Source organism: Corynebacterium auris, from assembly GCF_030408575.1.
Lineage (GTDB): Bacteria > Actinomycetota > Actinomycetes > Mycobacteriales > Mycobacteriaceae > Corynebacterium > Corynebacterium auris.
Window position 1 is genome coordinate 1229782 of sequence record NZ_CP047047.1, and the last position, 14385, is coordinate 1244166.

12 protein-coding genes and 1 pseudogene are annotated in these 14385 nt (G+C 66.3%); 4 read left to right on the top strand and 9 right to left on the bottom strand.

The window, feature by feature from the left end; all coding sequences use genetic code 11:
• Nucleotides 1–4: 4 nt before the first annotated feature.
• A complete protein-coding gene (locus CAURIS_RS05920) occupies nucleotides 5–1324 on the top strand; it encodes a PFL family protein (RefSeq protein ID WP_290343327.1) in 1320 nt (439 codons plus the stop codon).
• On the opposite strand, the gene CAURIS_RS05925 is transcribed toward CAURIS_RS05920, so the two are convergent.
• On the bottom strand, nucleotides 1290–2414 hold the full coding sequence (locus CAURIS_RS05925; protein ID WP_290340902.1) for an HNH endonuclease signature motif containing protein: 1125 nt from the start codon (nucleotides 2412–2414) through the stop codon (nucleotides 1290–1292). The two genes, CAURIS_RS05920 and CAURIS_RS05925, sit on opposite strands and share 35 nt — an antisense overlap.
• A 13-nt stretch (nucleotides 2415–2427) precedes the next feature.
• Nucleotides 2428–4056, bottom strand: coding sequence for an ABC-F family ATP-binding cassette domain-containing protein (locus CAURIS_RS05930; RefSeq protein ID WP_290340903.1), 1629 nt, complete (start codon nucleotides 4054–4056; stop codon nucleotides 2428–2430).
• Between the two features lie 114 nt (nucleotides 4057–4170).
• Between CAURIS_RS05930 and CAURIS_RS05935 the strand changes: the two are divergent.
• Together CAURIS_RS05935 and CAURIS_RS05940 are read left to right on the top strand one after the other, a co-directional pair.
• Nucleotides 4171–4969, top strand: a pseudogene (locus CAURIS_RS05935) (integrase core domain-containing protein).
• A 1117-nt stretch (nucleotides 4970–6086) separates the two neighbouring features.
• Nucleotides 6087–6290, top strand: a complete 204-nt coding sequence (locus CAURIS_RS05940; protein WP_290340905.1) for a hypothetical protein — start codon at nucleotides 6087–6089, stop codon at nucleotides 6288–6290.
• Nucleotides 6291–6336: 46 nt separating this feature from the next.
• Here the strand turns inward: CAURIS_RS05940 and CAURIS_RS05945 are convergent, their stop codons facing one another.
• From CAURIS_RS05945 to CAURIS_RS05975, 7 genes are read right to left on the bottom strand one after another with little or no spacing between them, the layout of a single operon-like run.
• On the bottom strand, nucleotides 6337–6717 hold the full coding sequence (locus CAURIS_RS05945; protein ID WP_290340907.1) for a metal-sulfur cluster assembly factor: 381 nt from the start codon (nucleotides 6715–6717) through the stop codon (nucleotides 6337–6339).
• Nucleotides 6718–6738: 21 nt separating this feature from the next.
• On the bottom strand, nucleotides 6739–7188 hold the full coding sequence (gene sufU, locus CAURIS_RS05950; RefSeq protein WP_290340909.1) for a Fe-S cluster assembly sulfur transfer protein SufU: 450 nt from the start codon (nucleotides 7186–7188) through the stop codon (nucleotides 6739–6741).
• A 3-nt stretch (nucleotides 7189–7191) separates the two neighbouring features.
• A complete protein-coding gene (locus CAURIS_RS05955) occupies nucleotides 7192–8451 on the bottom strand; it encodes a cysteine desulfurase (protein WP_290340911.1) in 1260 nt (419 codons plus the stop codon).
• The gene (gene sufC / locus CAURIS_RS05960) at nucleotides 8451–9206 is read right to left on the bottom strand and encodes a Fe-S cluster assembly ATPase SufC (RefSeq protein WP_290340913.1); all 756 of its coding nucleotides are present in this window, start codon (nucleotides 9204–9206) and stop codon (nucleotides 8451–8453) included. The genes CAURIS_RS05955 and sufC overlap by 1 nt, the downstream gene beginning before the upstream one ends.
• 43 nt (nucleotides 9207–9249) lie before the next feature.
• Complete coding sequence (sufD, locus tag CAURIS_RS05965) at nucleotides 9250–10425, bottom strand: Fe-S cluster assembly protein SufD (RefSeq protein WP_290340915.1); 1176 nt, start codon at nucleotides 10423–10425, stop codon at nucleotides 9250–9252.
• A gap of 4 nt (nucleotides 10426–10429) precedes the next feature.
• Complete coding sequence (gene sufB, locus CAURIS_RS05970; RefSeq protein WP_290343328.1) at nucleotides 10430–11836, bottom strand: Fe-S cluster assembly protein SufB; 1407 nt, start codon at nucleotides 11834–11836, stop codon at nucleotides 10430–10432.
• A 31-nt stretch (nucleotides 11837–11867) separates the two neighbouring features.
• Nucleotides 11868–12566 (bottom strand): helix-turn-helix transcriptional regulator, encoded by a 699-nt coding sequence (locus CAURIS_RS05975; RefSeq protein ID WP_290340916.1) that lies wholly within the window; start codon nucleotides 12564–12566, stop codon nucleotides 11868–11870.
• Between the two features lie 228 nt (nucleotides 12567–12794).
• Here CAURIS_RS05975 and mptB point away from each other — a divergent pair, with 228 nt between their 5' ends.
• On the top strand, nucleotides 12795–14375 hold the full coding sequence (gene mptB, locus CAURIS_RS05980; protein WP_290343330.1) for a polyprenol phosphomannose-dependent alpha 1,6 mannosyltransferase MptB: 1581 nt from the start codon (nucleotides 12795–12797) through the stop codon (nucleotides 14373–14375).
• The last annotated feature ends 10 nt before the right edge of the window (nucleotides 14376–14385 follow it).

Here is a 14385-nt window from a genome sequence, read left to right on the forward strand (position 1 = left end):
CCAGATGATCGAGGACTACCGCCTCGACATCCGCACCGTCACGATGGGCATCTCCCTCATCGGGTGCACGCGCCCCACCATGGCGGAGACCTCCCGTGCCGTCTACGACCGGGTAACCGCCCGCGCCGCCCGCCTCGTCGAGGTGTGCGAGGGCATCGAGCGAGAGCTCGGCATTCCCATCGTGAACAAGCGCATCTCGGTCTCCCCCATCTCGCTGGTCGCGGCGGGCGTGGAGGGCGACCCGGTGGACATCGCGAAGGCCCTCGACCGGGCGGCCGCCGAGCTGGGCGTGAATTTTGTCGGCGGGTACTCGGCGCTCGTGGAGAAGGGAGCGACGGAGTCGGACACGCGCCTTATCCGCTCCATTCCCGAGGCGCTCACAGCCACGGAGGCCGTGTGCGCTTCCGTGAATGTGGCCACCTCCCGCGCCGGCGTCAACATGGACGCCGTCCGGACGATGGGCGAGGTGGTCAAAGAGGCAGCCGAGCTCACCAGGGAGAGCTCCTCGATCGCCTGCGCCAAGCTCGTCGTGTTCGCCAACGCCGTCGGCGACAACCCCTTCATGGCGGGCGCCTTCCACGGCATCGAGGAGCCCGACACCGTCGTCTCCGTCGGTGTGTCCGGGCCCGGGGTCGTCGACCACGCGATCGGGTCGCTGGAGGGAGCCACCCTCAACGAGGTCGCCGAGGAAATCAAGAAGGCCGCCTTCAAGATCACCCGTGCAGGCCAGCTGGTGGGCAACATGGCCGCCGAGCGCCTCGGCGTGCCCTTCGGCATCGTCGACCTCTCGCTCGCGCCCACGGCCGAGGTCGGCGACTCCGTCGCCCACATCCTCGAGCGCATGGGCCTGGGCCAGGTGGGAACCCACGGCACGACCGCCGCGCTAGCGCTGCTAAACGACGCCGTCAAGAAAGGCGGCATGATGGCCTGCTCCCGCGTCGGCGGCCTCTCCGGCTCCTTCATCCCCGTCTCCGAGGACCAGGGCATGATCGACGCCGTGCGCGCCGGCACCATCTCCATGGACAAGCTCGAAGCCATGACCTCCATCTGCTCAGTCGGCTTCGACATGGTAGCCATCCCCGGCGACACATCTGCCGAGCTCATCGCCGGCATGATCGCCGACGAAGCAGCCATCGGCGTTATGAACCACAAAACCACCGCCGCCCGCCTCATCCCCGTGCCCGGCACGAAGCCCGGCGACGAGGTCAACTTCGGCGGCCTGCTCGGCTACGCGCCCGTCATCCCCGTCAACGGCGTCGACAACGCGGCCTTCATCCACCGCGGCGGATTCATCCCCGCCCCGGTACACGGTTTCCGCAACTAACCGGGTCCGCGGGCGGGTCGCCGAAGAGCGCCTGCATCGCCCCGGCCGGGTTCGTGTTGGGTATGGCGTAGCCGCGCGGCGAGATCCACGTGCAGCGGCCCGCGCGCATCGCAACGCGGCCGCGCTTGTGCACGTGGGGGTCATCGTCGGTGACGCGGTTGTGGTAGCGGCATAACGGTGCCAGGTTGTCCAGGTTCGTGAAACCTCCGTGCTTCCAGGCTGTGATGTGGTGCATCTCGCACAGGTCCGCGGGCAGGCGGCAGGCGGGAACGGCGCACGTCGGCTGCACCATGCTGGCCAGGATGCGCTGCTTGGCGTTGGCGAAGCGCTGGGTGCGGAACAAGTCAAGTGCACCCTCGACAGGGTGGAACGCGGCGACCTCCAGGTCGTGCCCGTATTGGGCCTGCAGGTATTCGGCAAGCGCCACGGAGGTGCCGTCGCTGGCGTGGAGGGTCACGCCGGCGCTGTCGCGCGACGGACGAAGATGCGCGTCCACCGGAACCATGAGGATTGGGCGGTAGACGCTTTCCGGCACGGCGCCCTGGCCGCGGATGATGGAGATGAAGGCGCCCAGCATGTGGGTGGACGCTGGCACGGCGGGGTCGAGGCCACGGCGCAGTGCGTGCTCGAGGTCGGCGATGACGCGCTCGGGAGCTGTGACCGTCACCCGCCGGTGCCCGCCGCGCGAGGTGCTGAAGCGCACCCCCGGTTTCGGCGGCGCGGGTTCTTTCGGCGGGACGATCGCCTTTGCTTGGCGACGCAGCGCCTCGCACCTGCCCCGCACCTCCAGAAGCCGGTGGCGCACCCGCCAGCGCGTGGCGTCGTCGGCAATGTGGGCGGTGACCCGTTCGATGACCGCCAACTTCGAGAGCGTGACGGCGTTTGCCCTGGCCTTGATAAGCGCCACGCGCTGCAGCCGCGTGCACCGGGTGCGCCCGAAATAGGTGTCGTGGATGCGTTTCCAGTCGTTGACCTGGGCGTTGTTCATGCCTGCGTCGAGCGCGGCCTGCTTGTCGAAGCCGACCAAAGCGTCTATGACGCGCCCCCGCTCCTGGTCGAGCACCCGCGCAAAATTCTGATTGTCCCCCATTCGGGGGATGATACTACGCCAGCTCGACGATCTCCATGTACTCGTCGTTCCACAGGTCCTCGTCGCCTTCCGGCATGATGATCACGCGCTCCGGTTCGAGCGCCCGCACGGCGCCCGGGTCGTGGGTGACCAGGACGACCGCACCCGTGTAGGTCTTCAGGGCATCGAGCACCTGCTCGCGCGACTGGGGGTCGAGGTTGTTCGTGGGCTCGTCGAGAAGCAGCACGTTCGCGCGCGAGGACACGAGGGTGGCAAGCGCCAAGCGGGTCTTCTCGCCACCGGAGAGGGTGCCGGCGGGTTGTTCGAGCTTGTCGCCGGAAAACATGAAGGCACCCAACAGGCCGCGCAGGTCCTGTTGACCGGCGTCGGGGCAGGCCTCGATGGTGTTCTGCCACACCGTCTTCTCGCCGTCGATGGTGTCGTGCTCTTGGGCGAAGTACCCGATTTTGAGGCCGTGACCGGTCACCAGCCCGCCCTCGCCGTCGGTGCGCTCGACGCCGGCGAGCAGCTTGAGCAGCGTGGTCTTGCCTGCGCCGTTGGTGCCCAAAACGACAACGCGCGAGCCCTTGTCGATGGCCAGGTCCACACCCGCGAAGACCTCCAGGGAGCCATACATCTTGGTCAGGCCCTTGCCGAAGAGCGGGGTTTTGCCGCAGGGAGCGGGCTCGGGGAAGGAGATGGAAGCGACTTTGTCGGCGACGCGGACCTCGTCGAGCTCGTTCATCATCCGGTCGGCGCGGGCGAGCATCTGCTTCGCCGCGGCCGCCTTGGTGGCCTTCGCCCCCAGCTTGGCGGCTTGCTTCTGCAGGGCGGAGGCCTTCTTTTCCGCGTTCGCGCGCTCTCGGCGGCGGCGCGCCTCATCGAGGGCGCGGGCGTCCTTGTACTTGGCAAAGCCCATGTTGTACACGTCGGCCTCCGCGCGCACGGCATCGAGGTACCAGATCTTGTTGCACACCTCGTCGAGAAGCTCGACGTCGTGGGAGATCATGACCAGCCCGCCCTCGTGGCGTGACAGGAAGCCGCGCAGCCAGTGGATGGAGTCGGCGTCGAGGTGGTTCGTGGGCTCGTCGAGAAGCAGCGTCGTCGTCGACTTTCCCGCGCCGTCGTTGGCGGCGAACAGGATCTGGGCGAGCTCGACTCGGCGGCGCTGGCCGCCCGAGAGCGTCTTCAGCGGTTGGTCGAGGATGCGCTCGGGCAGACCTAAGTTGTCGCAGATCTGCGCAGCCTCGGCGTCAGCCTCGTAACCCCCGAGCGCCTGGAAGCGCTCCTCGAGCCGGGAGTACTTCGCAATCGCCTTGTCCCGCTCGGCGCCGTCGGTGGACTCCATCGCCGCCTGCTGCTTGTCCATGCTGCGGCGGATCTGGTCCAGTCCTCGGGCGGAGAGCACTCGGTCCCGGGCGGTCTGCTCGATGTCGCCCTCCTTGGAGTCCTGCGGCAGGTAGCCGATCTCGCCGGAGCGCGTCACCGACCCGCCGTAGGGCTCGGTCTCCCCCGCGAGGATGCGCATCGTCGTGGTCTTCCCCGCCCCATTCCGGCCCACGAGACCGATCCGGTCACCCGGCTGAACCCGAAGATGCTGGCCTGGGGCGTCGAGAAGCGTGCGGGCGCCGACGCGGACCTCGAAATCGTTGGTGACAATCACGGCGTTCTAGTGTACTCGCCGCTCGGTGTGCTTCCTCGGGAGGTTGTGAACGAAAAGGGGAAGCCTCCGGTAGAGGTGTAGGTATCCACACGAACACCGATCCGAAAGGCTTCCATGACACACCGTAACGCACCTTTGACCCCGGCCGGTAGGCAGAAGATCGTCGATGTGGTTCTCGTCGACAGTTATTCCCAGCACCGGGTGGCCGAGCGGCTGGAGATTTCGACGGCCCCGCTCAACCGGTGGGTCAAACGCGCCCGCAATGGCGAGGCTCTCACCGACCGCTCCAGTCGGCCCCGCACGTGCCCGCACCAGCTGCCGATGCGCCCCCAGCGCCGCATCATCACACTGCGGTTTACCCGCCAGTGGGGCTCACACCGCATCGGCTACCACCTGGGAATTCCTCGGTCCGCGGTCGGTCGGGTGCTGGCGCGATACACCATGCCGACACTAGCCTGCATCGATCAGGCCACCGGCCTGCCGGTGCGCAAAGCACCACCAGTACGCTATGAACGCAGCCAACCCGGGGACATGATCCATGTCGACATCAAAAAGCTTGGCCGCATCCCCGACGGTGGCGGCTGGCGCGTGGACGGGCGTGGCTCTGAACAGAATCGCCGGGCGGGTCGCGCCCGCAACGCACAAAGACAGCCTGGTGCGCCCGCTGCCCTGGGCACGAATAAGAATGTTTACACCAAGCCGTACCGGCCACAGACCAACGGCAAGGTCGAGCGGTTTAACCGCACCCTGATGCAGGAATGGGCCTACATCCGCCCCTACAGCAGCGTAAAAAGCCCGACAGCAGGCGTATGCGAAGTTTATCCACGAGTGCAACTACCATCGAGCCCACACCGCCACCGGCAGCCTTACCCCCGCACAACGCGTTCACAACGTCACGGGGAAGTACAGCTAGACCACAAAAGCACGGGCTGGGTCTGGTAGAAATTTAGCGCCAACTATCCCCGGATTGGTGGACACTTAAGTACCACACCTCGTCAATCTCGAGCATGTGAATGGTTAGACACTTATACAATAACCGTGAGCAACCACTATAGAGCCGCCCGAATCTGGATGACCCCAGTAGGAGAGATTTCTCCGGCGGGCGAGTTTCGACTTGCTCCAAGCCCCAGCCACCAAACCGAAAGCGAGACAAGATGAGAAAAGCTCTAGCGCCCGCAGCCACCCTCTGTGTTGCGCTGATAAGCCACGTGCCCCTTGCCACCGCTCAGTCGATCAGCGGACCCGAAACGGCACGTGTAGTGTCGCAAGCCTTGGCGCACCAGGGTGTCATGACAACCGAGTTGGAAGGCAGCGATTCCCTTGCCACTTTTTTTCGGCACTGACACTACAGTCGAAGTCGCAGCCGGTAACAACGAGCCATCCGTTAAAGTGCGGGGCTACGAGGGAGGGGTGGTCGGGTTCTCCATACCACATGCCAACTCGCGCGATTCGTCGCTAACTGACGGCCGGTTAGTGGTGGACGGGGAGGACGGCACAATGCCAAGCTATGTTCTAAGCTCTAGAGAAACTGGCGGTACCATCGCGGCGGTAATTCCCTCCCCCGAGTCGCCGACAGAGCTTTCCTACTCCCCGCTCGCTGGAACACGGATCGAACTCGATAGCTCAACAGGCAATGTGCTGCTATATGACGCTGGCTCGGCCAGTACCGAAACTGAATTACTAGGCATCGCCCATGCTCCGTGGGCTGTCGACGCAGCGGGACGCCATGTTCCGACTCACTTTGAAGTTCGTCAAGGAAACCTGATCCAAGTTGTAGATCACACGTCTGCGAACTATCAGTATCCGATCGTCGCAGACCCTTCGTGGGACGAAATTAAATCCATGATGGTAAAAACTGGAAGAAAGGTATGGGCGGGGACAAAATGGGTGCTGGGGAAAGGTAAAGTATTCGCTAGAAGAACAGCCCCTGGCGCACTGGTGTTGTGCGCAGTGGGTGGTGGCTGGGCGTGGTACCGGTCCGACGCGGATGGGTGGGTTCGTGTCGGCGACGCAGTCACGGGGTGTGTAGCATGATGGCCACACTCAGACGAGCGCTGGCATTCCTCGCATTTTGGGGTGGGTACGCGTTGTTGTGCATTATGCTGACGACCAAAACCACCCGCTCATACGACTACCTGTGGGTTTCCGCGCTGCTGTTTGCGTTACTCGCCGTCCCGAGCGCCGTGGTTTACCTCGTCGAGCGCTTCTCCTCGCGCGGCTCCGGCGAAAACTAAGAAAGCAGCCGCCGAGCATTCACACCGGCGGCTGCTTTGATGCTGGTTAGACCGCGAAGCCGAGCGCGCGCAGCTGCTCGCGGCCCTCCTCGGTGATCATGTGGGGGCCCCACGGCGGCATCCACACCCAGTTCAGTTCGAGCGCGTCGACCGAGGTGTTGCCCACGACCGCCTGGGAGGCCTGCTCCTCGATGACGTCGGTGAGTGGGCAGGCGGGCGAAGTCAGCGTCATGTTGATGACGGCCTTGGTCGTCTCGCCGTCCTGCTCGATCCACGCGTCGTAGACGAGGCCGAGGTCGACGACGTTGATGCCGAGCTCCGGATCGATCACGTCGCGCAGGAACTCGACGACGTCGCTGGTCAGTTGGATTTGGTCTTCGGTCTGCGTCGGGCGCTCGCGCTGCCCGTCGAATGTGCTCTGGCTCATCTGCTTCCTTTCTTCTCGTGTCTATCCGCGCGCCTCGAGCGCGTCGGAGGTGGCCGCCTGGAACGCCTTCCACCCGAGGAGCGCGCACTTGACGCGCGCCGGGAACTTAGCCACACCCGCAAACGCGACGCCGTCGCCGATTTTCTCCGGGTCGCCCTCGAGCTCGCCGCGGGAGGTCACCATCGAGTCGAACTCCGCCAGCTTGTCCATCGCCTCAGCGACGGGCCGGCCAATGATCTCCTCCGCCATCACGCTTGCCGACGCCTGTGAGATCGAGCACCCCGACGCGGCGTAGGAGACGTCCTCGACCGTCTCTCCGTCCTCCGAGAGGTGCACCCGCAGCGTGATTTCGTCGCCGCAGGACGGGTTGACGTGGTGGACCTCCGCCTCGTAAGGCTCGCGCAGCCCCGCGTGCTGGGGGTTTTTGTAGTGGTCCAGGATAACCTCCTGGTACATGGATTCAAGGTTCATGCGTTACACCCCAAAGAACTGCTTGGCTTTGTTGATGGCCGCAACGAGGGCGTCGATCTCCTCGTGCGTGTTGTACAGGTAAAAGCTCGCCCGCGCGGTGGCCTGGACGTCGAGGCTGCGGTGGATCGGCCACGCGCAGTGGTGGCCGGTGCGGATGGACACGCCCTCCGCGTCGAGCACCTGGCCCAGGTCGTGCGGGTGCAGGCCGTCGACGGTGAAGGCGATCGCGCCGCCGCGCGTGTCGGCGGTGCGGGGCCCGGCGACCGTGAGGCCGTCGATCTGCTGCATCTTCTCCAGCGCCGCGGCCGTCAGCTCGTGCTCGTGGGCGGCAATGGCGTCCATGCCGACCTCCTCGAGGAACTCCACGGCGGCGCCCAGCCCGACGACCTGGCTGGTCATCTGGGTGCCCGCCTCGAAGCGCTGCGGGGCGGGGGCGTAAGTGGAGTGGTCCATGTGGACGACCTCGATCATCGAGCCGCCGGTGAGGAAGGGCGGGAGCTCGTCGAGGAGCGAACCCTTGCCGTAGACGACGCCGACGCCCGACGGCCCGCACATCTTGTGCCCGGAGAAAGCGGCAAAGTCGACGTCGAGGGCGTGGAAGTCGACCTTCATGTGCGGCACCGACTGGCAGGCGTCGAGGACGGTCAGGGCGCCGACCTCCTTGGCGCGGCGCACCATCTCCGCCACGTCCGCGTGCGCGCCCGTGACGTTGGACTGGTGGGTGAAGGCGACGACCTTCACCGAGGGGTCCAGCTCGAGCGAATCGAGGTCGATCCGCCCGTCCGGGGTCATCGCGTACCACTTCAGCTGGGCGCCGGTGCGGCGCGCCAGTTCCTGCCAGGGCACGAGGTTGGCGTGGTGCTCAAGCTCGGTGACCACGATTGTGTCGCCCTCGCTGATGCGGTGGGCGCCGGCGCGGTCGTCGCCAAGCACGTGCGCGACGAGGTTGAGCCCCTCGGTGGCGTTCTTGGTGAACGCAATCTCGTGCCCCTGCGCACCGACGAAAGCGGCGATGCGCTCGCGCGCCGTCTCGTAGGCGTCGGTCGCTTCCTCCGCGAGCTGGTAGGAGCCGCGGTGCACGGGCGCGAAGCTGTTCAGCACAAAGTCGCGCTCGGCGTTCCACACGCGTTCCGGTCGCTGCGACGTGGCACCGGAGTCGAGGTAAACCAGCGGTTTTCCGTCGCGGACGGTGCGGGACAGGATCGGAAACTCCGCGCGGATGGCCTCCACGTTGAGCGTTCCGTCTGAGTGTGTGTACGTCATTAGATGAACTTCTCGTAACCTTCCGATTCGAGGGTGTCGGCCAGGGAGGCGTCACCCGTCTCAACGATCTTGCCGTCGGAGAAGATGTGAACGAAGTCGGGCGAGACGTAGTTGAGGATGCGCTTGTAGTGCGTAATCATCAGCACGCCGCCCTCGGTCTCCTCCTGGTACTTGTTAATGCCCGCCGACACGATGCGCAGCGCGTCGACGTCGAGGCCGGAGTCGGTCTCGTCCATGACCGCGAACTTCGGCTTCATCAGGGCCAGCTGCATGACCTCGTGGCGCTTCTTCTCGCCACCGGAGAAGCCCTCGTTGACGGAGCGCTCGGAGAAGGAGGCGTCCATCTGCAGGGACTCGCGGGCGTCGTTGAGCTCCTGCACCCACTCGCGCAGCTTGGGGGCCTCGCCGCGCACGGCGGTCACCGCCGAGCGCATGAAGTTGGAGGAGGAAACGCCCGGCACCTCGACGGGGTACTGCATGGCCAAAAAGAGGCCGGCGCGGGCGCGCTCGTCGACTTCCATCTCGAGGATGTTCTCGCCGTCGAGAAGCACCTCGCCGTCGGTGACCTCGTACTTGGGGTGCCCGGCCAGGGTGTACGCCAGGGTGGACTTGCCGGAGCCGTTCGGGCCCATGATGGCGTGGGTCTCCCCCGACTTGATGGTCAGGTTCACGCCCTTGAGGATCGGCTTCGGATCCTGGCCCTCCTCGTTGGGCAGGACGTTCGCGTGGAGGTTCTTGATTTCAAGGGTAGACATGGGTTTTTGTACCGTCTGCTTTCTGTCGGTGGTGGTGGATCGCTTAAAGGTTGGACTGCTCGAGCTCGCCGGACACGCGGGCGATCAGCTCGTCGCGGACGGACTCAACCGGGATGAGGTTGAGCACCTCGTTGAAGAAGCCGCGGATGATCAGGCGGGTGGCTTCCTCCTCCGGAATGCCGCGTGCGCGGAGGTAGAACAGCTGCTCCTCGTCGAAGCGCCCGACGGTAGCTGCGTGCCCGGCTCCGGCGATCTCGCCGGTCTCGATCTCCAGGTTGGGGATCGCGTCGGCGCGCGCGGCGTCGGTGAGCACCATGTTGCGGTTCGTCTCGTAGGTATCCGTACCCTGCGCCTCGGCGCGGATGAGCACGTCGCCGACCCAGCAGGTGTGGGCGTCCGGCTTGTCCGACCCCTTCTTGCCCTGCAGCGCGCCCTTGTACAGGACATTGGAGCGGCAGTTCGGCACCGAGTGGTCCACGAGCAGGCGGTTCTCGATGTACTGGCCGTCGTCCGCGAAGTACACGCCGGTCAGCTCGACGTCACCGCCGGGGGCGGTGAACTTGACGCGCGGGGTGATGCGGACAACTTCGCCGCCAAAGGTGGTCACGGTGTGGCGAAGCGTCGCATCGCGGCCGACGACGACCTGCTGGGCGCCGAGGTGCACGGTGTCGTGGTTCCACTCCGCATCCACCACGGCGTGGACGCGGGAGCCGTCGCCGAGAACCCAGTTGACGTTGTCGGCGTGGGTGCCGGAGCCCTCGTAGTTGACCAAGATGGTCGCCGAGGAGTTCGCACCCGTCTCGATGAGGACGGTGCCGAAGGTGGTGACGTCGTTGCCGGCGCCGGTGACGGTGATGACGACGGGCTCGGTGAGCTCGGCGTTGGCCGGGACGCTCACGATGGTGCCGGACTTCGCGGCCGTCCACGCTTGCGCGGCGACGCGGTCGACGGGGGCACCGGCGGCCTTCAGGCGGTCGTCGTCAGGCGCAACCTGCTCGACTGCGACCTCGCTCGGCCCCTCGACCTTGATCTGCGCATCGGCGACCTCGGGGAAGGTGCCGTTGTGCAGGCCGCGGATGCGGCGCAGCGGCAGGTAGCGCCACACCTCGTCGCGGCCGCCCGGGACGGCGAAGTCCTCGACGTCGAAGGAGGAAAACAGGTCGCCCTTGTTGTTGTGGGGCGTGCCGGAGTTGACGGTTTCTGCAGCAGCTTGGGTCATTGTTTTAGCCCACCGATCCTTCCATTTGCAGTTCGATAAGACGGTTGAGCTCCAGGGCGTACTCCATCGGGAGCTCCTTGGCGATGGGTTCGACGAAGCCGCGCACGATCATCGCCATGGCCTCTTCCTCCTCGATGCCGCGCGACATGAGGTAGAACAGCTGCTCCTCGGAGACCTTGGACACCTTCGCCTCGTGGCCGAGCGTGACGTGGTCGTTGCGGATGTCGTTGTAGGGGTAGGTGTCGGAGCGCGAGATGTTGTCCACCAGCAGCGCGTCGCACTCCACGTTGGAGGCGGAGTGGTGCGCGTTCGGGTGAACCTGCACGAGGCCTCGGTAGGCGGCGCGGCCGCCGCCGCGGGCGACGGACTTGGACACGATCGTGGAGGAGGTGTGCGGCGCGAGGTGCGTCATCTTCGCGCCGGTGTCCTGGAACTGTCCCTCGCCGGCGAAGGCGACGGACAGAACCTCGCCGCGTGCGTGCTCGCCGGTCATCCACACAGCCGGGTACTTCATGGTCACCTTCGAGCCGATGTTGCCGTCGACCCACTCCATGGTCGCGCCTTCCTCGGCCTTGGCGCGCTTGGTCACCAGGTTGTAGACGTTGTTCGACCAGTTCTGGATGGTGGTGTAGCGGCAGCGCCCGCCCTTCTTCACGATGATCTCCACCACGGCGGAGTGCAGCGAATCCGACTTGTAGATCGGCGCGGTGCAGCCCTCGACGTAGTGCACGTAGGCGTCCTCGTCCACGATGATGAGGGTGCGCTCGAACTGGCCCATGTTCTCCGTGTTGATGCGGAAGTAGGCCTGCAGCGGGATGTCCACGTGGACCCCCGGCGGCACGTAGATGAAGGAGCCGCCGGACCAGACCGCGGAGTTCAGAGCGGAGAACTTGTTGTCGCCCGCCGGGATGACGGAGCCGAAGTACTCCTTGAAGATGTCCTCGTGCTCACGCAGGGCGGTGTCAGTATCGACGAAGATGACGCCCTTGGCCTCGAGGTCCTCGCGGATCTGGTGGTAGACGACCTCGGACTCGTACTGCGCGGCAACGCCCGCAACGAGGCGCTGCTTCTCGGCCTCCGGGATACCAAGCTTGTCGTAGGTGTTTTTGATGTCCTCGGGCAGGTCCTCCCAGGAGGTGGCCTGCTGCTCGGTCGAGCGCACGTAGTACTTGATGTTGTCGAAGTCGATGTCCGACAGGTCGGCGCCCCAGGTCGGCAGGGGCTTCTTCTCGAAGATGTCGAGGGCCTTCAGACGCTGCTGCAGCATCCACTCGGGCTCCTCCTTGATGGCCGAGATGTCGCGGACGACGTCGGCGTTCAGGCCGCGCCGCGCGGCCGCGCCGGCGGCGTCGGAATCGTGCCAGCCGTAGTTGTAGGCACCAATGGACTCGATGATCTCATCGTCGTTCATCGGCCGTTCCAGGCCGGGTGCGGGAGTTGTCTCAGTCACGTTCTCCGCTCCTTTCGGGTAAAGCCCCGGCCCGGTTCACGGGGGCCAGGGGAATGTTTGTTGTGCAGATACCGTTGCCGTCGGCGATCAGCGCCAACGGCTGGACATGCCTGCCGACGAGCCGCGAGATCGCCTCGTGCTCCGCCTCGCACAGCTCGGGGTGCTCCGCAGCCACCGAGGCTACCGGGCAGTGGTGCTGGCAGATCTGTACGCCGCCGCCCGCCGTGGTCACGGTCGCCGCGTAGCCGTGGGCGTCGAGGGCGGCCGCTAATCGACGCGCCACCTCCTCGACCGCCTCGCCCTCGCGTGCGCCGACCTCGCTCAGGATCTTGTCGATCCTGCTGCGGGCGAAGCCGCGCACCGCCTCGGGCCCGCCGATCTCGCGGATCAGCTCGACGGCCTCAACGGCGAGCGAGTCGTAGCTGCTGCCGAAGAGCTCGCGCCCCTCGCCAGTCAGCTGGTAGTGCTTCGCGGGACGGCCGCGGGAGGCACCCTCCCCCGCCACCGCGCGCGGTTCGCAGGTCTCGGCGTAGTTTTCGTCGACCAGTTTGTCCAGGTGGCGCCTCACACCCGCCGCGGAGAGCCCGAGGGACTCCCCGATCTCGGACGCGGTGACAGGGCCGAGCTTGAGCAGCAGCGACATGACTTCGCGCCGGGTGTCGCCGCTGATCGAGCGGGGCTGCTCCGTCATCTCCTCACCTCTTCGTCTCTCGTCCCTCGTTGACTCGGCGGAAGGTGGTGCACACCACTTTTCCGCCACCACCTTTTTCCAACACTAGTGTCACTTTATTCATTCCGCCCCTAAGGGTCACCTCACTTGAACTGGCGCGGGTTAGAATCTTTTGCCGTGCCCCGTCCCCTTACCCCAGCGCTGTCCAGGCTGCCCAGGCTACCCAGGCTACCCAGCCCGGGCAGCGTCATGCCGCGACTCGGCCGGCCCGGGTCGCGCTCGGCGCAGTTGCACGCGGAGCAGGACAAGCGCTTCGTTACCGCGTCGATAAGCGAGCTCAACCGCTTCGCCCTGCTGCGCTGGCTGGGCCTGGTAGGGACCCTGCTGATCGGCCTCGGCGGGCTTGGCGGCGGGGCCCTGCCGGTGGTGGACAACCCCTACGGGGCGTTCCCGGCGGGCGCATTTATGGCGCGAATGCTGCAGGCTTCCTCCGCCCTGGTGCTCATCGGTGTCGGCTTCCTGGTGGCGGCCTGGGTTTTCATGGGGCCCTTCGTCGGCGCGGGCTCGGCCCCGCCGCGCGTGCGCACGAGCGTGCTGTTGCGCACCTGCGCGGCGTGGGTCCTGCCGCTTCTGTTCACAGCACCGCTGTTCACGCAGGACATCTACTCGTACCTGGCGCACGGCTCGATCGCCCGACAGGGCCTCGACCCCTACGCCGCCGGGCCTGTGGACATCCTGGGCACGGAAGACCCCCTCGCCCGCTCCGTCCCCTTCGTCTGGGCCGATTCGCCGAGCCCCTACGGGCCGGTCGCCCTCGGGGTGGCTGCGGCGATCTCCTGGCTTACGCACGACTCGATCCTGTACGGCGTGCTGGCCCACCGCGCCGTCTCGCTGCTCGGCATCGCGGCGGCCGCCTGGGGCGTCATCGCGCTGTCGCGCCGCTGCGGCGTGGCCAGCTCGGCGGCCGTGTGGCTCGGGATACTCAACCCGTTGACCATCCTCCACCTCGTCGGCGGGATCCACAACGAGGCGCTCCTGCTCGGCTTCGTCCTCGTGGGAGTGGAGGTGGGCCTGCGCGGCGTCGACGCCCTGCGGACGAGGCCCGCCCGGGCCGCAGGGCTCGTGTGCGCTTCGGGCTTTTTCATCGCGTGCGGCGGGATGGTGAAGATCACCGGGTTCATCGGTCTGGGGTTCGTGGGAATGGCCCTCGCGCGGGCGTGGAGCGCGCGCCTCGGCCCGTGGGGCCTCGCTGCCGCCGCCGCCGCGCAAACCGCGCTTCTCGCGGCATCCGTGCTCGCCGTGACGTGGATCACCGGCATTGGGTTCGGGTGGATCACCGGCCAGGGCGGCGCGCTGGAGATCCGCAGCTGGCTCTCGTTGACCACCGACATCGGGGTCATCGCCGGGTTCATCGGCATGCTGTTGGACCTCGGCGACCACACCGAGGCCATGATGGCCGTGGCGAGGGTCGCCGGGCTCATCGTCGCCGCCGTCTTCATGGTCCGCATGCTGTGGGCCACCTACCGAGGCACGATCCACCCGGTCGGCGCTCTCGGCGTGTCCACCCTGGTGCTCGTCATCCTCTTTCCCGTGGTCCACCCCTGGTATCCGCTCTGGGCGATCGTGCCGCTGGCGGCGTGGGCCAACCGCCTGTCCTTCCGCGTCGGCGTGGGGGTCTACTCCGCGGTGTTCAGCTTCCTCGTGCTGCCGCGCGGGCTGGGTCTGCCGCCGGGCACCGTGTTCACTATCTACGCCTCGGCCGCAGTCTACTTCGCAATGCTCGTGGCGCTGGCGTGGCTGTGGTACCGGCGTAGCGGCGCGAGGGTCTAGACTAAGCCCC

Bases quoted from the DNA above. Each gene is read 5' to 3' on its own strand.
- CAURIS_RS05920 (WP_290343327.1), top strand. From the start codon at position 5: ATGATCGAGGACTACCGCCTCGACATCCGCACCGTCACGATGGGCATC.
- CAURIS_RS05925 (WP_290340902.1), bottom strand. From the start codon at position 2,414: ATGGGGGACAATCAGAATTTTGCGCGGGTGCTCGACCAGGAGCGGGGG.
- CAURIS_RS05940 (WP_290340905.1), top strand. From the start codon at position 6,087: ATGATGGCCACACTCAGACGAGCGCTGGCATTCCTCGCATTTTGGGGT.
- CAURIS_RS05945 (WP_290340907.1), bottom strand. From the start codon at position 6,717: ATGAGCCAGAGCACATTCGACGGGCAGCGCGAGCGCCCGACGCAGACC.
- sufU (WP_290340909.1), bottom strand. From the start codon at position 7,188: ATGAACCTTGAATCCATGTACCAGGAGGTTATCCTGGACCACTACAAA.
- CAURIS_RS05955 (WP_290340911.1), bottom strand. From the start codon at position 8,451: ATGACGTACACACACTCAGACGGAACGCTCAACGTGGAGGCCATCCGC.
- sufC (WP_290340913.1), bottom strand. From the start codon at position 9,206: ATGTCTACCCTTGAAATCAAGAACCTCCACGCGAACGTCCTGCCCAAC.
- sufD (WP_290340915.1), bottom strand. From the start codon at position 10,425: ATGACCCAAGCTGCTGCAGAAACCGTCAACTCCGGCACGCCCCACAAC.
- sufB (WP_290343328.1), bottom strand. From the start codon at position 11,836: ATGAACGACGATGAGATCATCGAGTCCATTGGTGCCTACAACTACGGC.
- CAURIS_RS05975 (WP_290340916.1), bottom strand. From the start codon at position 12,566: ATGACGGAGCAGCCCCGCTCGATCAGCGGCGACACCCGGCGCGAAGTC.
- mptB (WP_290343330.1), top strand. From the start codon at position 12,795: ATGCCGCGACTCGGCCGGCCCGGGTCGCGCTCGGCGCAGTTGCACGCG.